This is a genomic window from Clavibacter michiganensis subsp. tessellarius (assembly GCF_021922985.1).
Taxonomy (GTDB): domain Bacteria; phylum Actinomycetota; class Actinomycetes; order Actinomycetales; family Microbacteriaceae; genus Clavibacter; species Clavibacter tessellarius.
Window position 1 is genome coordinate 2,770,882 of sequence record NZ_CP040788.1, and the last position, 17,826, is coordinate 2,788,707.

General features: G+C 73.9%; 17 protein-coding genes. 14 read left to right on the forward strand and 3 right to left on the reverse strand.

What is annotated here, in order from left to right; genetic code table 11:
• Window positions 1-10 precede the first annotated feature (10 nt).
• Window positions 11-1,732, reverse strand: coding sequence for a sugar ABC transporter ATP-binding protein (locus FGG90_RS13130; RefSeq protein ID WP_094126556.1), 1,722 nt, complete (start codon window positions 1,730-1,732; stop codon window positions 11-13).
• A 169-nt stretch (window positions 1,733-1,901) separates the two neighbouring features.
• Window positions 1,902-2,924, reverse strand: a complete 1,023-nt coding sequence (locus tag FGG90_RS13135; protein ID WP_094131262.1) for a LacI family DNA-binding transcriptional regulator — start codon at window positions 2,922-2,924, stop codon at window positions 1,902-1,904.
• Between the two features lie 352 nt (window positions 2,925-3,276).
• Here FGG90_RS13135 and FGG90_RS13140 point away from each other — a divergent pair, with 352 nt between their 5' ends.
• The 12 genes from FGG90_RS13140 to FGG90_RS13195 all read left to right on the forward strand — a co-directional run bounded on the left by FGG90_RS13140 (window position 3,277) and on the right by FGG90_RS13195 (window position 12,951).
• On the forward strand, window positions 3,277-3,501 hold the full coding sequence (locus FGG90_RS13140) for a hypothetical protein (protein WP_094126555.1): 225 nt from the start codon (window positions 3,277-3,279) through the stop codon (window positions 3,499-3,501).
• On the forward strand, window positions 3,498-3,704 hold the full coding sequence (locus tag FGG90_RS13145; RefSeq protein ID WP_237583408.1) for a hypothetical protein: 207 nt from the start codon (window positions 3,498-3,500) through the stop codon (window positions 3,702-3,704). Before FGG90_RS13140 ends, FGG90_RS13145 begins: the two co-directional genes overlap by 4 nt.
• 81 nt (window positions 3,705-3,785) lie before the next feature.
• A complete protein-coding gene (locus FGG90_RS13150) occupies window positions 3,786-4,610 on the forward strand; it encodes a hypothetical protein (protein WP_133065128.1) in 825 nt (274 codons plus the stop codon).
• Window positions 4,607-5,623: an alpha/beta hydrolase gene (locus FGG90_RS13155; protein ID WP_106408875.1), complete on the forward strand. Its 1,017-nt coding sequence runs from the start codon at window positions 4,607-4,609 to the stop codon at window positions 5,621-5,623. Before FGG90_RS13150 ends, FGG90_RS13155 begins: the two co-directional genes overlap by 4 nt.
• The gene (locus FGG90_RS13160; RefSeq protein ID WP_094126554.1) at window positions 5,620-6,195 is read left to right on the forward strand and encodes a hypothetical protein; all 576 of its coding nucleotides are present in this window, start codon (window positions 5,620-5,622) and stop codon (window positions 6,193-6,195) included. The genes FGG90_RS13155 and FGG90_RS13160 overlap by 4 nt, the downstream gene beginning before the upstream one ends.
• Complete coding sequence (locus tag FGG90_RS13165) at window positions 6,192-7,034, forward strand: class I SAM-dependent methyltransferase (RefSeq protein WP_133065127.1); 843 nt, start codon at window positions 6,192-6,194, stop codon at window positions 7,032-7,034. The genes FGG90_RS13160 and FGG90_RS13165 overlap by 4 nt, the downstream gene beginning before the upstream one ends.
• A gap of 2 nt (window positions 7,035-7,036) precedes the next feature.
• Window positions 7,037-7,222 (forward strand): hypothetical protein, encoded by a 186-nt coding sequence (locus FGG90_RS13170; RefSeq protein ID WP_094126553.1) that lies wholly within the window; start codon window positions 7,037-7,039, stop codon window positions 7,220-7,222.
• Window positions 7,219-8,976 carry an ATP-binding cassette domain-containing protein gene (locus FGG90_RS13175; protein WP_094126552.1) on the forward strand — a complete coding sequence of 586 codons (1,758 nt, stop codon included), beginning with the start codon at window positions 7,219-7,221 and terminating at the stop codon, window positions 8,974-8,976. Before FGG90_RS13170 ends, FGG90_RS13175 begins: the two co-directional genes overlap by 4 nt.
• Window positions 8,973-9,791, forward strand: coding sequence for a M23 family metallopeptidase (locus FGG90_RS13180; RefSeq protein WP_094126551.1), 819 nt, complete (start codon window positions 8,973-8,975; stop codon window positions 9,789-9,791). Before FGG90_RS13175 ends, FGG90_RS13180 begins: the two co-directional genes overlap by 4 nt.
• 205 nt (window positions 9,792-9,996) lie before the next feature.
• Window positions 9,997-10,953, forward strand: coding sequence for a manganese catalase family protein (locus tag FGG90_RS13185; protein ID WP_094126550.1), 957 nt, complete (start codon window positions 9,997-9,999; stop codon window positions 10,951-10,953).
• A gap of 190 nt (window positions 10,954-11,143) precedes the next feature.
• Window positions 11,144-11,443 carry a hypothetical protein gene (locus tag FGG90_RS13190; protein WP_106408874.1) on the forward strand — a complete coding sequence of 100 codons (300 nt, stop codon included), beginning with the start codon at window positions 11,144-11,146 and terminating at the stop codon, window positions 11,441-11,443.
• A gap of 302 nt (window positions 11,444-11,745) precedes the next feature.
• Window positions 11,746-12,951, forward strand: coding sequence for a GAF domain-containing protein (locus FGG90_RS13195; RefSeq protein ID WP_106408873.1), 1,206 nt, complete (start codon window positions 11,746-11,748; stop codon window positions 12,949-12,951).
• A 15-nt stretch (window positions 12,952-12,966) separates the two neighbouring features.
• Here FGG90_RS13195 and FGG90_RS13200 read toward each other — a convergent pair whose 3' ends face one another.
• Complete coding sequence (locus FGG90_RS13200) at window positions 12,967-13,797, reverse strand: alpha/beta hydrolase (RefSeq protein WP_133065126.1); 831 nt, start codon at window positions 13,795-13,797, stop codon at window positions 12,967-12,969.
• Window positions 13,798-13,991: 194 nt separating this feature from the next.
• On the opposite strand from FGG90_RS13200, the gene FGG90_RS13205 reads away from it, so the two are divergent.
• The gene (locus FGG90_RS13205) at window positions 13,992-15,287 is read left to right on the forward strand and encodes a hypothetical protein (RefSeq protein ID WP_133065125.1); all 1,296 of its coding nucleotides are present in this window, start codon (window positions 13,992-13,994) and stop codon (window positions 15,285-15,287) included.
• A gap of 81 nt (window positions 15,288-15,368) precedes the next feature.
• Window positions 15,369-17,807, forward strand: a complete 2,439-nt coding sequence (locus tag FGG90_RS13210) for a phosphoketolase family protein (protein ID WP_094126546.1) — start codon at window positions 15,369-15,371, stop codon at window positions 17,805-17,807.
• Window positions 17,808-17,826: the final 19 nt, after the last annotated feature.

A 17,826-nucleotide genomic window follows, 5' to 3' on the forward strand; every position in this document is an offset into this window, starting at 1 on the left:
AACATCCCCGTCACCGCGAGCGGGGTCGGAGCGGCGGAGCGGGCGGGTGCGGGAGCTCCGGCAGCGGGAACGCGTCCTCGTCCTCGTCGTCGCCCGGCGCCGCGATCAGCTCGACGATGGTGTCGACCGTGACGCCCGGCCCGTTGCTCAGCTCGCCGATCTTCTCCCGGTCCTTGAGCACCACGATCCGGTCGCTCACCCGCACGAGCTCCTCGAACGCGCTCGATATGAAGACGACCGCGACGCCGTCGAGCGCGAGCTGGGCGATGTGGGCCTGGATGTCGACCTTCGCGCGGATGTCGACGCCGCGGGTCGGCTCGTCGAGGATCAGCACGCGCGGGCGGATCGCGAGCCAGCGCGCGAGCAGCACCTTCTGCTGGTTGCCGCCGGAGAGCTGGCCGGCCGGGGTCGCGGGATCCGCGGGCGTGATCCCGAAGTGCTCGATGTGCCGCTCCACGAGGTCCTGGCGCTCGGCACGCGACAGCGGATGCGCCCAGCCGCGCAGCGCCTGGAGCGCGAGCACGATGTTCTCCCGCACGCTGAGCTCGCCGATGAGGCCCTCGGCGCCTCGGTCCTCCGCCGAGAGCGCGACGCGGTGCCGGAGCGCGTCGACCGGCCGGTCGATCACGACGTCGCGCCCGCCGAGCGTCACCACGCCGCCGTCGGCCCGGTCGGCGCCCGCGAGCAGGCGCGCGAGCTCGGTGCGGCCGGATCCGCGGAGGCCCGCGATGCCCACCACCTCGCCCGGGTGCAGCTCCAGGTCGACCGGCCGGAGCATCCCCTGCCGGGCGACGCCGGCGGCGCGGTAGAGCGGCGGTCCGATCGGATCGACCCGGTGCGCGCGCCGCTCCGAGCCGATGCGCTTGAGGTGCGCGACGTCCTGCCCGACCATGCGCGCGACGATGTCGGCCCGGTCGATCTCGTGGGTGAAGTGGTCGCCCTCCTTCACGCCGCCGCGCAGCACGGTCATCCGGTCGCTGAGGGCGAGCACCTGCTCGAGGAAGTGGGAGACGAAGAGGATGGCGACGCCCTGGTCCCGGAGGCCCCGGATCACGCGGAAGAGCCGCTCCACGTCGTCGGCGTCGAGGCTGGAGGTCGGCTCGTCGAGCACCAGCACGCGCGGCCGGTCGACCATGGCGCGCGCGATGGAGACGAGCTGGCGGCTGGCGGGGGAGAGGTCGCCGAGGCGCGCGCGGGGATCGAGGTCGGCGAGGCCGAGCTCCGCGAGCATCGCGGCGGCGCGCTGGTGGGTGGCGCGCCAGGAGATGCCGAGGCGGCGGCGCTCCTCGTGGCCGAGCATCACGTTCTCGCCCACGCTGAGGTTCTCCACGAGGTGCGACTCCTGGAACGCGGCCTGGATCCCGAGGGCGCGCGCGTCCGCCGGCCCGCCGAGGCGCACGGGCGCGCCGTCGACGCGGATCTCGCCCGCGTCGATCCGGTGCACGCCGAGCAGCGCCTTGATGAGCGTCGACTTCCCCGCGCCGTTCTCGCCGAGGAGCGCGTGCACCTCGCCGGGGTAGAGGTCGAGGTCGACGCCGTCGAGCGCGGTGCCGTTGGGGAACGTCACGGTGATGCCCGTCATGCGCACGACGGGGCCGGACGTGACGCCGGCGCGATCGGCGGCCCGCGCGGGGTCGGCCCGGGCGTCCGGCGCGGCACCCGCGCGCGCCTCCGCGGCGGCGACCGTCGGGCCGGTCGGGCGGATCGTCGTCGATCCCCGTGCGTGACGCACCTGGTGCTCCTCGGGTTCCGGGCCGTCGTGGCCGCGTGCCGGGCGGTGCCCGACTGGCTCGACTGTAGCGGCCGGCATCGGCGCGGGCGAGGGGCGTCGCGCGGCGGATGCGCCGGGGAGGTGGCGCCCGGGCGCGGGGCGGCGGCGCCGGATCCCCCGGGTGCCGGATTCAGTCGACGCGGCGGGCGGCGGCGCTGGAGTCGCGCACGACGAGCTCGGCCGGGATCCGGCTCGACCGCGGGATCTCGCGCCCCTCGATCGCCGCGATGAGCACGTCGACCACGAGCGCGCCGAGCGCCGGGAAGTCCTGCTTCACCGTGGTGAGCGGCGGGAGGAAGTGACGCGAGACCGGCAGGTCGTCGAAGCCGACGACGCTGAGGTCCTCCGGCACCCGGATCCCGCGGTCGTGCAGCCCGTGGATCACGCCGAGCGCCATCTCGTCGTTCGCCACGAAGACGGCCGTGTACTCCGGCACGGAGGCGAGCCCCTTCGCGAAGTCGTAGCCGAAGTCGCTCGACCAGTCGCCGATGACGATGGGCCGCTCGCGCATGCCCCACGCCCGGGTGCGCGCGTGGAAGGCGCGCTCGCGGGCGCGCGCGTCGAGCCAGTCGAGCGGGCCGGACACGTGCAGCACGTCGCGGTGGCCGAGGCTCGCGAGATGGTCGACCGCGAGGCGCGTGCCCGCGGACTGGTCGACCGAGACCGTGAGGAACGCCGGGTCCTTCTCCGCCTTCACCACGAGCGTCGGCAGGCCGGCGGTGATGGTGCGGAGCACGGCGACCGACGACGAGCGCGGGGCCACGACGCAGAGCGCGTCGATGCCCTGGCCCGTGAGGTGGCGCACGGCCTCCTCGGGCGTCGCGTCCTCGTCGTCGCGGAGCGCGAAGGACGCGACCGAGTAGCCGCCGTCGCGCGCCGACCGCTCGATGGCGCGCAGGATGCTCGACGGCCCGAACTCCACCGCGCTCTCGATGAGCACGCCGATCCGCAGCGCCCGCTGGGTGACGAGCTCGCGCGCCGCGCTGTTCGGCCGGAAGTCGAGCTCGGCCACGACCTCGAGCACGCGCTGCCGGGTCGACTCCTTCACCTGCGGGTGCCCGTTGAGCACGCGCGAGACGGTCATGTGCGAGACGCCCGCCCGCTCCGCGACCTCGCGGAGCCCGAGCCGCTCGCCGCCGCTCCTGACGCTCACCTGCACTCCATCCGGCATCCTCCGAGGCGGCGACGGACGTCGCGCCCGCCGGGTCGGGCCGGTCGGATCTCCTGTAGCTGGGCACACCCTACCGGGGCGGATGCGGGCGCCACCCGGGATCCGACCGTCGCCGATAGCGGATGCCGGCGCATCGGCGCAACCGCGACAGGGATGACGTCCCGCACAAGCTCCTGGGATCTCCTGGGAGACCCGTGAGGAGCCCCAGCGCTGGGGCGTCCGGACCGTGGACGACCCCTCCCGCATTTCCCTACCGTGGGAAACAAGTCGCTGCATCCGCAGCGGTCGGCGGGCGTCGGAGAGCCCCCGACGGAAACGACGAGAGGAAGCACAGATGGATCTCCTGACCCACGTGAACGCAGACGCTCAGCTCCGTTCCCACCTCGATGGAACCGGATCCGAGGTGCGCACGCCGATCATGGCGTCGCCCGCCACCGTGGCTGCCGTCCCGGCAGCCGCCGGAGCCGGGGCCGTCGCCGCGAAGGCCGCGGGCGCGGTCGTCGGCGGTGGTGCCGTGGTAGGCGCCGCGTACGCCGCATACCGGGCGGTGGTCCGATGAGCGTCGCGGAGATGTCCGCGACCCATCGACTGCTCGGTCTCGTCAACTCGGATGACGTCCGGGTCGACGGGGTGACCTCGCCCGTGATGGCGACACCGGCGGCATTCGCCGCCGGAGTCGTCGCCGGAGGCAAGGCCACGGCAGTGGTCGTCGGCGCCGCAGGCGTCGGCGCGGCCGTGGGCAACGCCGTCGGCGGCGGCTGAACGGGACCGACAGGGCGGTCGGGGGCATGATCCGCTCCCGACCGCCGCCCCGCCCGCCGTCCCCTCCCGAAAGGCCCACCCATGAGCATGGCGTCATCCCTCGGATCCGCCCTCGACCGCGCGTCGCGCTCCTCGATCGGCTTCGCCGAGCGCAGCAGCGCGGCGACCCAGATCCTCTCCTCGCTCGAGTACCTGGCGAGCGCCTCCGACCGACGTCGCGGCGGGCTCAACAACTGGGTCCACATGCAGCACCAGGTGCCGACGCGCTACGCCTGGGCTCGGCGCGTGCGCGCCCTCATCGCCCGCGAGCCCGTGTTCCGCGTCCTGCACATCGGCCGCATCGGCGCCTGCGCCGTGCTGGTCTCGCCGATCCGGAGCAACGCGGCCCGGGCGGCAGCCGACCTGTACCTGGTGGGCTCCACGGCGCTCCTCTACCCCATCCAGCTCAACGGCACGGACGGGTCGGACCAGGTGTCCTTCCTCGTCCACTCGGCCGCGGGGCTCGGCCGGCTCGGCGGCAGCGAGCGCACCCGACGTGCCGCGAGCGACTTCATCGGCGCGCAGACGGCGCTCAGCTACGTGGCCGGCGGCCTGACGAAGCTGCCCGGCAAGGACTGGCGCACCGGCACGGCCCTCACCAAGATCATGCGCACCGAGACCTACGGGGACGCGGCCGTCTACCGGCTGCTGCACACGCACCCCGACCTGGGGCGCGTGGGCTCCAAGCTGGCGCTGACGTGGGAGATCAGCTTCCCCCTCATGCTCCTCACCCGGCCGACGGCCCTCGTGGCGCTCTGCGGCGGCGTCGGGTTCCACCTGCTCAACGCGCGGTTCATGGGCCTGTGGCGCTTCCTCGTCACGTTCGTCGGCACCTACCCGGCGGTGTGGAAGCTGGTGCCGCGGTGAGCCCCGTGGGCTTCGGCGGCGCCACCCTGGCGCTCGGCGCGGTCTCCGCGGCGGCCGGCGTCGCGCACGGATGGGTGATGCAGCGTCGCGCGGGCCGCGGCTACGCGGGCTACCACCCGCAGAGCGTCGTCGCCCCGAGCGGCAACCTCATCGTCGACCACCACGCCGGCCTCGACCGGGACGACGTCGTCGTCCTGCTCGGAGGGCTGCTGTCCTCCGCGTCGACGGTCGCCGCGCTCGGCGACGCGATCCGCCGGGGGCACCCCGATCAGGGGGGAGCGGAGGCCGCACCGGGCGTGCTGCTGCACGACCGGGCCGGCTACGGATCGTCCCGCGTGCTCACCGCCCGGCCCTTCAGCCTGGCGGAGGCCGTCCAGGACCTCCACGCCGCCATCGCCGAGATGGTCCCGGCGCGCTCCAGGATCCACCTGGTCGGTCACTCGCTGGGCGGACTGCTCGCCTTCCGGTACGCGCGCTTCGCCCGGGACGCGGGCATCGACCGGGACCTCGGCTCCATCACCCTGCTCGACCCGACGCACCCGGGGGAGCTCGTGGCGAGCCGGGCCCAGTACCTGGGGGCGGAGGGCCTCGACCTGTCCATCGGCCTGGCCCCGGAGACCATGGCGCTGGGCGGCGGCCTGCTCCTCGTGCGCTCCGAGGCCATGGCCTACGCCGAGGGGAACCCGTACGCGGGACGCATGTGGGCGGACGCCACCAGCGTGGTCACCCTCCGTGCCGCGCGGCGCGAATGGCGCTTCCTGCATCCGATGATGCTCGACTGGACCGGCGGTCTCGGAGAGGTGGACTGCGCCGTCCACGTGATCGCCGCCGGCGAGACCGTGCGCACGATCCCGCGCCACGAGGAGCTCTACGAGGAGTACCTGGCGACCAGCGGCCGGAGCAGCTACAACGTGGTCGCCGGGGCGGACCACCAGACGCTGGTCGCCCAGCCCGCGGTCGTGGCCCGGCTGCACGACCTCCTGGTCGCCGGACGCGTCTGGAGCCCGGCATGACGCCGGCGGGCGCGCGGGGCGTCGTCCGCAGCGCGGTGGACCTCGGGATCACGGGCTTCTTCGCGGCGTGGTTCGTCGTGACCGTCCTCGCGCAGCACCCCGATCGCGCCTACGACCGGGTGCGGCGGCTCGACGCGGGCGTGGGGAACGCCGCGATCCCGAACTGGCGGTTCTTCGCCCCCAAGCCGGCGGTGGAGGACGTGCACTACCTGTACCGGCTCGCCGACGACGACCGCTCCCGGCACTCGGAGTGGCGGTCGATGCACACCATCAGCACCCGCCGCATGGGCCAGGCGCTCTGGTTCCCGGGCCGCCGCAAGGAGAAGGGGTTCTTCGACGTCGCCAACGTGATCATGACGGTGTCGCCCGACGGGCCGCCCGCCCTCGCCCGCAGCAGGCAGAGCGCCATGGAGTCCATCAACGACGCCGTGCGGGCCACCGCCCGTCCCGAGGACGGGATGGAGTGGTTCCAGGTGATGATGCTCCGCTACGCCGGCCACGACGCGTCGGCGAAGCCGGAGTACGACGTCGTCTTCGACTACGCCCGCTTCGACGAGGAGGGGGCCCCGTGACCGCCGGCTTCTCCGTGACGGCGGACGTGGGCGCCGAGGGGTACGACCGCGTGATGGACGCGCTGGCGCCGCCCGAGGTCACCGCGTCCGCGCTCGCGGACGTGCTGCGACCGGGCGACGCGGTGCTGGACGTCGGATGCGGCACCGGCCGCGCCACGCGGTCCATCGCCGAGCGGGTGGCGTCCGTGGTGGCGCTGGACCTGTCGGGCGACATGCTGGAGCGCTTCGCCGCTCGCGGCGTGCCCGGCAACGTCGAGCTGCGCGTCGGGGACGTCCGGGACGCCGACGCGGTGCCGGCCGCCTCGGTCGACCTGGTGGTCTGCCTGCTCGGCGGCCTCCAGTACGTGGCGGACCGCGATGTGCAGGCGCGCGTGCTCGAGAACGTGCGACGCTGGGTGCGTCCGGGAGGCCGCATCGCGGTGGAGCTCTTCGAGCGCTCCGCCTACGAGGCGCTGATGGGACGACACCGGGTGCCCCTGGTGCTCGACGGGGTCACCTGGTGGCTCGACATGGAGGTCACGCGCGACGGCGAGCTGTTCACCTGCGTGAGCGCCGTGCACCCCGAGGGCGCGCCGGGCTCCGCGTCCGGCTTCACCGAGGTGTTCCGTCCGACGGACGCCGACGAGGCGCTCGCGCTCCTGGCCGACGCGGGATTCGAGGGCATCCGCATCGAACACGACCACGCCAACCACGGCTTCCTGTGGGCGTCCGCCGAGACGCCCCGGGAGCCGCGCACCACCCGAGCCGACCACGCCCCCGCATCCCCGGCGGTGCGGGAGCCCGGCCCGGCGCACGACGGGCGGCGGACGACGTCGCTCCCCGACGAAGAGAGGCTCTGAGCATGGCATTCACCACCGGGATCGTGACCGCGATGATGGTCTTCTCCATCTACTTCCTGATGTTCGACGCACCTGCCGGCACCGGCCAGGCGCAGCACGGCGCCGTGGCGGCGGCCATCGCGCTGGTCGCCGGGGCAGTGGCCTACGCGGTCGTGCGGCCGCGGCGGCGTCGCGGATCGTCGCGGTGACCACCGTCCGCACGGAGGGCTCCGAGCACCCCTCCTCCGCGGGCGCGCGCGGTCCGGGCCCGTCGCGCCCGGCAGGCGTGGACGCGGCGGGGCTCGAGGGCCGTCGCGCGCCGCTCGCGGCCGGGACCGTGCTCGGGGTGCTCGGCTCCGTCGTGACCCTCGCCCAGCCCCTGCTCGCGGGGCGCCTCATCGCGGACGTCTCCGCCGGGACCTTCGGCCTCGCCTCCGTCCTCCCGCTGATGGCGCTCTTCGCGGTGGACGCGCTCCTCGCCGTCGCCTCGCAGCTCCTGCTCGCCCGCGCGAGCGAGGGCTACGTGTACGGGCTGCGGTCGTACCTCATCTCCCGGGTCCTCCGCGGGTACTGGCCGTCCGTCCACGGCTACGACCGGGGTGACCTGTACTCGCGCCTCGTCGTGGACACCGCGCTCGCCAAGGGGTGGATCGTGGGGGCCCTCCCGGCGCTGCTGTCCTCGCTCACGCTCGTGGTGGGCTGCGGCGTCGCGATGGCGCTCCTCAACCTGCCCCTGTTCCTGCTCACCTTCGCGGTCCTCGTGGTCTTCGGCGGGGTCGCCTGGTGGACCGCGCGCGGCGTGCAGCGGGCGGCGAAGGAGAACCAGGAGGACACGGCGGGGTTCATCGAGGGCGTGCAGCGCATGGTCTCGAGCCTGGTCACCATCAAGGCGGCGGGCCTGGAGCAGCAGGTCGACGCCGACGCCACGGACCGGGCCGACCGCGCCCGGCGGAGCGGGGTGCGGGTCCTGACCCGGACGGCCGTCCTCACGCCGGTGATGAACGTCGGCACCCAGGCGGCCATCGCCGTCGCCGTGATCGCCGGAGCGGCCTTCGTGGCCTCCGGGACGTTGACCGCCGCCGCGATGGTGTCCTTCTTCATGTACCTCCTCTACATCGTCGCTCCGCTCGTGCAGGCCTCCTCGGCGTTCGGCGAGATCGCGCAGTGCCGGGCGGCTCTGGCCCGCGTGCGCGAGGTGGGCGCGCTCCCGCAGGAGCGCGTGGAGGCCGAGCAGGGCGCGGCCGTCCGCACGAGCGCGCTCCGGGCCGACGTCGAGCTCCGCGACCTCGCGGTGCGGCACGGGGACGACCAGGAGCCGCTGCTGACGGGCGTCTCGGGTCGGTTCACGTCGCCGGGGCTCGTCGCGCTCGTCGGACCGAACGGGGTGGGCAAGAGCACGATCCTCTGGTCCATCTGCGCCCTCCAGCGACCGAGCGCCGGACGCGTCCTGGTCGACGGACGGGACGTGGACGACTGGCCCGTGGCGGACCTCCGCCGGCGGGTCGTGCTGGTGCAGCAGGACGCCGCCCCGATGACGGGGAGCATCCGCGACAACATGCAGATCGGCACGGGCGTCCACAGCGACGCCCGTCGACGGGAGATGCTCGGCCGGGTCGGCCTGGGCGCGCTCGTCGACCGGCTCCCCGGCGGGCTGGACTCGCCCCTCGGCGAGGGCGGCGTCGAGCTGTCCGGGGGACAGCGGCGGCTCCTCGCCGTCGCGCGTGCCCTCCTCGCCGACCCGGGGGTCCTGCTCCTCGACGAGTTCACCTCGAACGTCGACCAGGCCGGCGCGGAGAAGCTGCTCGGGATCGCCCGCGACCTGGCCGCTGACCGTCTGGTCGTCGTCACCAGCCACGCGTCCGGGATCCTCGACGTCGCCGACAGCATCGTCGAGCTGACCCCGACCGGCTTCGTCGCGCACGCCGACGGCATGGCGACGATCGACGCGGGCGGGACGGGATGAGCGCGGGTCTCGCGCGCACGGCGGCGCGGAGCCGCGTCCCCTCCGTGCTCGCCGGCATCGCCCTCGTCGCGGCGTCGGCGCTCTGGGCCCTCATCGACCGGACGTCGGACGCGCCCCTGCGGGCCATGGCCTGGATGCTCCCCGCCGGCTTCGCGCTCATCGCCCTGGGCTACGCCGCGACCGTGCTGGCGCCCCCGGCCGGCGGCGCGGTCCTCCCCCTGGCGTCGCCCGTGGAGGGACGCTGGACGGCGGTCAACTCGCCGACCGACCGCATCCCCAGCCATGGCACGCACGGCTTCGGCCAGACGTACGCGGTCGACCTGCTGGTGGCGCAGGAGGAGGCGCCGTCCGCGTCGGATGCGGGGCGCGGCAGCTTCCGCGCCCCGGGGTCGTACGCCTCGTTCGGGCTGCCGGTCCTCGCCCCAGCGGACGCCGAGGTCGTCGCCGCGGTGTCCGACGTGCGCGACCACCGCGGCAGGAGCGGGCCGCTCGGATCGACGTGGTTCGCGGTGGAGGCGGGCATGCGCGAGCTCCGCGGAGCGCGCGGGATGCTCGGCAACCACGTGGTCCTCCGCCTCGCCGACGGCAGCCACTTCGTGCTCGCGCACCTCCGGCGCGGGAGCGTCCGGGTGGGGCCGGGAGGCCGGGTGCGCACGGGCGAGGTCATCGCCGAGTGCGGGAACTCGGGGAACTCGACGGAGCCGCACCTCCACTGCCAGCGGCAGGACATCGCCCGTTCGTCGGCCGCCGTGGGCCTCCCCTGGACGATCGAGCCCGACGGGATCCCGGCGTCCGGCCACGCGACCCGCGGGTGAGGCGGCGGACGCGGCTCGCGTCGCGTCGCGTTCCGTTCCGTCCGCGCGGCGGCAGTGCGCCCTCCGGCATCCTCCGAGGTGGCGGCTCCCGCGTACCCGACCGCCTCGTGCCTGGCAACCCCCTCCGCGCATCCGGTCAGCGCTCGGTGCCCGGAGCAGGGTGGAGGGGACGGCGATTCCGCCGCACGAAGAAATAGGAGCCCCTATGTACTTCCACGCACAGACCTGGATCAACGAGATCGCCGACGGCGAGCCCGACCCCGCCGCCGCCAACGCGCTGCAGGAGGGCCTCGGCGGCCAGTTCGGCGAGATGCGCACGATGATGCAGTACCTCTTCCAGGCCATGAACTTCCGCGGGGCGGCGGCGAAGCCGTACCGCGACCTGATCCAGGGCGTCGGCACCGAGGAGATCAGCCACGTCGAGCTCATCGGCACGACCATCTCGCGCCTCCTCGACGGCGCGCCCGAGTACAGCGGCAAGCTCACCGACCCGCTCGACACCCCGGGCAAGGGCGGGGCGACGCCGCTGAGCATCGCGCTCGACCACGGCAACATCCACCACCACCTCGTGGGCGCGCAGGGCGCGCTGCCCGTCGACTCCGCCGGCAACCCGTGGAGCGGCAGCTACGTCTACAACTCGGGCAACCTCCCGCTCGACCTGCTCTACAACGTCATGCTCGAGTCGACCGGCCGCCTGCAGAAGTGCCGCATCTACGAGATGACCGACAACCCCGTCGCCCGCGCCACCGTCGCGTACCTCATCGTGCGCGACCAGGCGCACGAGAACGCGTACGCGAAGGCGCTCGAGACGCTCGGCGTCGACTGGGGCAAGCTCCTGCCGATCCCGAAGACCAACGCGGAGCAGTTCCCGGAGGTCAAGAAGCTGATCGACCTGGGGCTCCAGAGCAAGCAGTACAGCTTCGACCTCGACGGCAAGAGCGAGGCCGGCCGGATCTTCCAGGGCGCGTCGCCCTCGAACGACGGCACCGACCTCACGGCCACCGAGCAGGCGCCGCAGGGCGTCCCGTCGACCATCGCGCCGGAGCGGCTCGAGGAGTTCGCGCCGGGCCTCGACACGGACCTGATGGCGCTGATCCAGGAGACGGCCGAGCGCGAGCTCGCCGACATCGAGGCGTTCTACGGGCCGACGAAGACGGCCTGATCCGCGTCAGCGTGAACTACGCGGCGGCGCCGTCTCCTGCAGGAGGCGGCGCCGTCGGCGTGCCCGGGCATCCATGGGGAACCGGCCCTGGGGAGGACGGCTTCGCTGATCCCCGGGATGCTCGATGATCGGCGCCGTGATCCCGATCGGGTGATCCATGTCGACGACGTCCCCTGCCGAAGGAGCGCCGATGTCCGCCGGACCATCGAGGCCACCCGCGACGACCACCGCACTCGACGCGTCCGCATCCGGCTGGCTCACCGCGCTCGTCGTCGTCCAGGGCCTCGCGACGATCGTCGCCTCCGTCCTGTTCCTCCCCGTGGGCGGGGCGCTGGTCCTCGCGAACGTCATCAGGGCGACGGCCACCCGCGGGACGACGAGGGCGCTGTTCGCCATGTTCGCGATCACCGGAGCCGTCGCCCTCGTGTGCGTCCTGGTCTTCGGCTTCCAGGCGTCCGTCACCCAGGAGGTCTCCGTCGTCAGGCAGTGAGTGACCGTCATCGATCCCGCGGCGCCGTCTCCTCCGGGAGGCGGCGCCGTCGGCGCGTCCGGGTCGACCGGGGACGAGTCGCGGGGCGGTGCGGCTCGCGTCGGCGAGACGATCGCTGCGCCCCCGTCTGCGCGGGCCGGGCCGGATCCCTCGACCTCCCCGCCGCGCGCGTGGTTGCATGGAGGGGCTGGCCGCGCGTTCCCGAGACGCGCCGAGGCCGTCGCGGCGGTGATCCGGGGTGGCTCACGCTGCAGGAGCGCCTCGGGTGGGAGCGCCGACATCCGAGTGTCCGGGGGGATGCGATGCACGCCTACGAGCTGCTCAGGCCGGTGATGCGCGCGTTCTACGCGCGCGCGATGGCGGACTCCGGCGGAGTGCCGAAGCCCGTCGACGCGGCGTCGATCGCCGTCGAGGGCCCGGATCCGGACGCCGTCCTCCTCATCGGCAACGGCCCCGCGCACGGCTGGGGCGTCGTCACCCACGAGCTCGCGCTCACCGGGCACCTCGGCCGCGCCGTGACCGCGCGCACCGAGCGGCCGTGCGCCGTCACCTTCATCGGCGACGAGACGATGAACGTCTCCTCCGCCCTCGCCTGGGTGGGCGACCACGACGTCGCCGCGTACGACGTCGTGGTGCTGGTGCTCGGGATCAACGACGCCGTGCGCCTCACCCGGGTGCCCGTGTGGCGGGAGCGCTTCGCCGAGCTGATGGACGCGCTGGTCGCCGGCATGCGTCCCTCGGCGCGGATCCTCGTGGCCGGCATGCAGCCCGTGCGCTCGGTGACGCCGTACGACAGCGCCCTCGGCGGGATCGCGCAGCGCCACGCCCGGCGGCTCGACCACGAGGCGCGGGAGGTCGTGGAGCTGACCCCGCGGGCGTCGTACTCCTCGCTCGGCGCCCCCGAGCTGGAGGACGACCGGCCGCTCGGGTCGTCGCGGGTCTACCGGAGCTGGGCGCGGGAGATCGCGGACGCCGCCGCGCCGCTGCTGGCCGACGTGCGGGAGGCGGAGGGCGCGAGCCGGGCGCCGTACTCGCCGACCGAGCCGGCCTACGAGTGGGCCGGCACGGCGCGGCTCGTGGAGCAGGCGCGGCACGGCGGATCCGAAGAGCTGCAGCGCCTCGCGGGCGTCGCGCAGGAGCGCTTCGACGTCGACGTGGCGGTCGTGAGCCTCCTCGACGGCGACCGCCTCTGGTACGCGATGAACACCGACCGGCTGCCCTTCTCGATCCCGCGCGACATCGCGTACTGCGCCACCGTGGTCGAGGCCGACGACGCGCTCGTCGTGCCGGACGCGCAGCGCGACCCGCGGTTCGCCGGCAACCCGTTCATCGACATCACGGGCATGGACTTCTACGCCGGCTACCCGCTGCACTCCTCGGACGGCGAGCCCATCGGGACCTTCTGCCTGCTGGACCGGCGGACCCGCGCCGCCTCGTCGGTGCCGATGGAGGGGCTGCGGGAGATCGCGCTGCAGGCGGAGACGGAGCTCCGGCGCTACGAGACCTGATCCGGCGGACGCGGATCAGCCGCAGTAGGCCATCGACGCGCTGATCGGGCCCGTGGCCGCGGGCGCCGGGCAGATGCTGACCGACTCGTCGTCGTTCAGGTAGCGGTCGAGGAACGTCGTGACGGCCGTGCGGATGGTGTCGTTCGGGGTGCGCTCGCCCGCGCCGTGCCCGGCTCCCCGGAGCTCGAGGTACTCCTTGGGGGTGGCCCCCGGGAGCGACCGGTACATCCGCTTGCCCATGAGGAAGGGGAATGCCACGTGATCGGACTGGCCGGTGATGATCAGGGACGGCGTGGTGACCCTCGTGTAGTTGACGCGCACGTCGAAGGGCATCAGGGCGATCACGGCCTTCAGCGTGTGCCGCGCCTCGGCGGCCGCCAGCACGCCGCCGCCCGCCATGGAGTAGCCGAGCTCGGCGACGCGCGCGGGGTCGACCTCGTCGGCCACGGCGCTCGAGCCGGTGAGGTAGTCGGAGGCCGCGAGCATCTCGTTCGCGCGAGCCTGGGGCGGATCCTGCGTGCCGTTCGTGTCGATGGTGAACACCACGAAGCCGGCGGCGGCGAGGTCGGTGCCGTACCAGCGCATGTCGGCCTGCGTGTCGCTGTAGCCCGGGGTGACGACGACGGCACCCAGCTTCGTGCCGGCGTCCGCCTTCGGGGCGAAGATCGTGCCGCCGCCGAAGCCGGTGACGTCGTTGCGGGGGACGGTGATCTCGGAGACCTCCCCGGCGCCGTCGGCATGGGCGGTCACGGGGCCCGCCAGCGCCACGGCGCAGGCGAAGGCCAGGACGAAGGCGCTGGTGATGGCGGTGGAGCGGGTGCGGCGTCGGGGGAGCAGGGGGGTCACGGTGCCTCCGGGCATCTCAGGCGTCCGCGCGGTCCATCCCGGTCGGATCGTGGAGACAGTAGGGGGTCGCGGGGGTCGGGCGGGTCGATCCTCCTCAGGGCGTGCGGCCGACCGCGCGCACGCCAGCCTCCCGGGGCATGCCGGTGATGCCTGCGAGGGACGCCGCCGCCGGGCGCCGTCCCTAGCGTGGAGGCATGACGATCCGAGCGCTCCGCCGACGGGCCGGTGCCGTGGCGGCGGCCGTGCTCGTCGCCTCCCTGCTGAGCGGGTGCTCGTGGTTCCCGCAGCCGCCCGAGTCGGCGGTCACGTCACTGGAGGCGATGCGCGTGCGCATCGCGGCGGTGGACGGGATCGCGGACGTCGAGACCTCGCTGCGCTCGACCGACTACAGCGACGGCCCGGACACGTGGATCGCGCGGGTCGACGTGACCGCCGACACCCCGGATCCCGCGGTCGCCGGCGCCGTCCAGCGCGCCCTGGGCGACGGGGTCACGCAGGCGGAGCTGGTCGCGTCGCTCGCGCTCCCCGCGGGGGACGGGACGGCGCCCGTGCGGCTCGACCTGCAGGTCCCGGCGGCCTGGGAGATCGCGGAGGTGTGGCGGCGGATCCCGGTGGTCTCCTCCGTGGACGTCACCGGCGACGGCCGCTCCGTCGAGCTCCGGGAGGGCACGACGATCCGGGCGGCGGCGCACCTCCTCCGGCCGTCCCTCGGCGACGGCGCGGTGGCGATCCGGCGCGGCACGACGAGCGTCGACGTGTCGGCGACCGCACCCGCTCCGGCCCTCCTCGATCAGCTGGACCGGCTCGAGGCGCGGTCGGACGTCTCGGAGATCACGGCCACGCTGGGGTCCGCGCAGATGCGCGGCGCGGTCTCGGTGGAGACCGAGGATCCCGTGGGGGTGGCCACCGCGCTCGCCGCGACACCCGACGAGGCGGCGGACGCGGGCACGGCGCCACGGCTGATCCTCTTCGTGCGCGCCCCGTACTCCGCGGACCGCGAGACGGGCACGGGCGCGGACGTCACGGGCTGGCTCGGCCTGCCGCTCGGCTCGCCGGCGCCGGACGACCTGCCGGACCGGTCCCAGCCTTCGACCCCGGCCGCCCCGACGACGCCCGCGCCACCGCTTGACCTCGTCGACGTCAGCGAACAGGAGGCGGGCGTGCGCGCCTTCCTCGAGGCCGCGGCCGCCACCACGGGCGTGCCCGCCGAGGTGACCACGGTCGCGACGCAGTGCGAGGACGGCTCCGCGGCGACGCAGGCGACGGGCAGCGTGCTCATCCCGATCTTCACCGTGATGGACGAGCCGCAGCCCCCGTTCGACGCGATCACGCGCTCGTGGACGGACGCCGGGTTCGCCCCCGGAGGACGCGCGATGGGCCGTGACTACTGGAAGGCGGGCGACGGCCGCGCCGACGGGGTCGCCTCGGCGAGCATCCGCGGCGCCTCCGACGGCCTCCACCTCTCGGCCGAGTCGGTCTGCGTGCGGTGACCGGCGCCCGCGCCGCTGGTCGTCGACCGTCCGTCTGCCCTCCACCCGGGACACCGCGCACCCACCGCCGTAGGCTGACTCATGGCCTCCGATACCGCACCCCGAGACCCGTCCGCGCCCCTCTACCTCGACGTCGTCGACGGCTGGTGGCGCGCCGCCAACTACCTCTCCGTCGGCCAGATCTACCTGCTGGACGACCCGCTGCTCGAGCGCCCGCTCACGCGCGACGACATCAAGCCGCGTCTCCTCGGCCACTGGGGCACGACCCCGCTGCTGAACTTCGTCTACGCGCACCTCAACCGGGTCATCGTCGAGCGCGACCTCGACATGATCTACATCGCCGGCCCCGGCCACGGCGGCCCCGGCATGGTCGCGAACGCGTACCTCGACGGCACGTACTCGGAGCTGTTCTCGGCGGCGACGCCGGATCGCACAGGGCTGCGGCACCTGTTCCGCCAGTTCTCGTTCCCGGGCGGGGTGCCGTCGCACGCGGCGCCGGAGACGCCCGGATCCATCAACGAGGGCGGCGAGCTCGGCTACTCGCTCGTGCACGCGTACGGCGCGGCGCTCGACAATCCCGACCTCGTGGTCTCCTGCGTGATCGGCGACGGCGAGGCGGAGACCGCGACGCTCGCCTCCAGCTGGCACCTCAACAAGTTCCTCGACCCGGAGTCGGACGGGGCGGTGCTGCCGATCCTCAACCTCAACGGCTGGAAGATCGCGAACCCGACGGTGCTCGCGCGCATCCCGGAGGAGGAGCTGCTCGCGCTCTTCACGGGGTACGGGTACTCCCCGCGCATCGTCTCGGGCGGCTTCGACGGCGAGGACGTCTTCGCCGTGCACGAGCGGTTCGCGCTGGCGCTCGCGGAGGCGCTCGACGACATCAGCCGGATCCAGCTGGCCGCCCGCACGGGCGGCAGCGAGGAGCGACCGGCGTGGCCGATGCTCATCCTCCGCACGCCCAAGGGGTGGACCGGCCCCAAGGAGGTCGACGGCAAGCAGGTCGAGGGCACGTGGCGCGCGCACCAGGTGCCGCTCTCCGGCGTGCGCGACGACGACGACCACCTCCGGCAGCTGCAGGAGTGGCTCGAGAGCTACCGCCCGCACGAGCTCTTCGACCGCGACGGCCGGCCGACGCCCGCGCTCCAGCCGAACCGGCCCGAGGGCGACCGGCGGATGAGCGCGAACCCGCACGCGAACGGCGGCCTGCTCCGCCGCGACCTCGCGCTCCCGCCGCTCGAGGTCAACGCCGTGGACCTCAGCGAGGGCCGCGGCGCGCTCGCCGAGCCCACGCGCGTGCTCGGCGGGTGGCTGCGCGACGTGATCGCGCGCAACCCGCTCGACTTCCGGATCTTCGGCCCCGACGAGACGTCGAGCAACCGGCTCGACGACGTCTACGAGGTGACGGCGAAGGCGTGGCAGGGCGAGGTGCTGCCGGTGGACGAGCACCTCGCGCACCAGGGGCGGGTCATCGAGATCCTCAACGAGAACCTCACGCAGGGGCTCCTCGAGGCCTACCTCCTCACCGGGCGGCACGGGCTCTTCACCTCGTACGAGGCGTTCATCCACGTCGTCGACTCGATGTTCAACCAGTACGCGAAGTGGCTCGAGTCCAGCTCGAAGGTGGAGTGGCGGCGGCCGGTCGCGTCGTTCACGTACCTGCTCTCCTCGCACGTGTGGCGGCAGGACCACAACGGCTTCTCGCATCAGGACCCGGGCTTCCTCGACCACGTCGTGAACAAGCGGGCGTCCATCGTGCGCGTCTACCTGCCGTTCGACGCGAACTCGCTGCTCGTGACGATGGACCACTGCCTGCGCGGCACCGACCTGATCAACGTCGTCGTCGCGGGCAAGCAGCCGACCGCGACGCTCCTCTCGCTCGAGGAGGCGCGCGCGCACGGCGAGCGCGGCGTGGGCGTGTGGGAGTGGGCGGGCACCGAGGTGCCGGGGCTCGAGCCCGACGTGGTGGTGGCGTGCGCGGGCGACATCCCGACGGTCGAGGCGATGGCGGCGGTGCAGATCCTCAAGGAGGAGATCCCGCAGCTGCGCGTGCGCTTCGTCAACGTGGTCGACCTGATGCGGCTGCAGGACTCCACGCAGCACCCGCACGGCCTCGACGACGGCTCGTTCGACGCGCTGTTCACGCGCGACAAGCCCGTCGTGTTCGCGTTCCACGGCTACCCGTCGCTCATCCACCGCCTGACCTACAGGCGCGCGAACCACGCGAACATCCACGTGCGCGGGTTCGTCGAGCAGGGCGGCACGACCACGCCGTTCGACATGCTGATGCTCAACGACCTCGACCGGTTCCGGCTCGTGATGGACGTTATCCGGCGCGTGCCGCACCTCGAGACCACCTACGCGGCGCTGTCGCAGCGGATGGACGACGAGCGGATCGCGCACCGGGTCCACACCCGTCAGTTCGGCGAGGACATGGCCGACGTCTCGGGCGCGGAGGGGCTGCCGTTCGCGGACCCGTCGCGGCAGACGGCGATCGACACCGGCGACGACAACGCGTAGCGGGGTGCGCTGCCGCGAC

Coding starts and splice junctions, on each gene's coding strand:
- FGG90_RS13150 (WP_133065128.1), top strand. CDS start 3,786: ATGAGCATGGCGTCATCCCTCGGATCCGCCCTCGACCGCGCGTCGCGC.
- FGG90_RS13190 (WP_106408874.1), top strand. CDS start 11,144: ATGTCCGCCGGACCATCGAGGCCACCCGCGACGACCACCGCACTCGAC.
- FGG90_RS13160 (WP_094126554.1), top strand. CDS start 5,620: ATGACGCCGGCGGGCGCGCGGGGCGTCGTCCGCAGCGCGGTGGACCTC.
- FGG90_RS13195 (WP_106408873.1), top strand. CDS start 11,746: ATGCACGCCTACGAGCTGCTCAGGCCGGTGATGCGCGCGTTCTACGCG.
- FGG90_RS13170 (WP_094126553.1), top strand. CDS start 7,037: ATGGCATTCACCACCGGGATCGTGACCGCGATGATGGTCTTCTCCATC.
- FGG90_RS13145 (WP_237583408.1), top strand. CDS start 3,498: ATGAGCGTCGCGGAGATGTCCGCGACCCATCGACTGCTCGGTCTCGTC.
- FGG90_RS13205 (WP_133065125.1), top strand. CDS start 13,992: ATGACGATCCGAGCGCTCCGCCGACGGGCCGGTGCCGTGGCGGCGGCC.
- FGG90_RS13185 (WP_094126550.1), top strand. CDS start 9,997: ATGTACTTCCACGCACAGACCTGGATCAACGAGATCGCCGACGGCGAG.
- FGG90_RS13140 (WP_094126555.1), top strand. CDS start 3,277: ATGGATCTCCTGACCCACGTGAACGCAGACGCTCAGCTCCGTTCCCAC.
- FGG90_RS13210 (WP_094126546.1), top strand. CDS start 15,369: ATGGCCTCCGATACCGCACCCCGAGACCCGTCCGCGCCCCTCTACCTC.
- FGG90_RS13180 (WP_094126551.1), top strand. CDS start 8,973: ATGAGCGCGGGTCTCGCGCGCACGGCGGCGCGGAGCCGCGTCCCCTCC.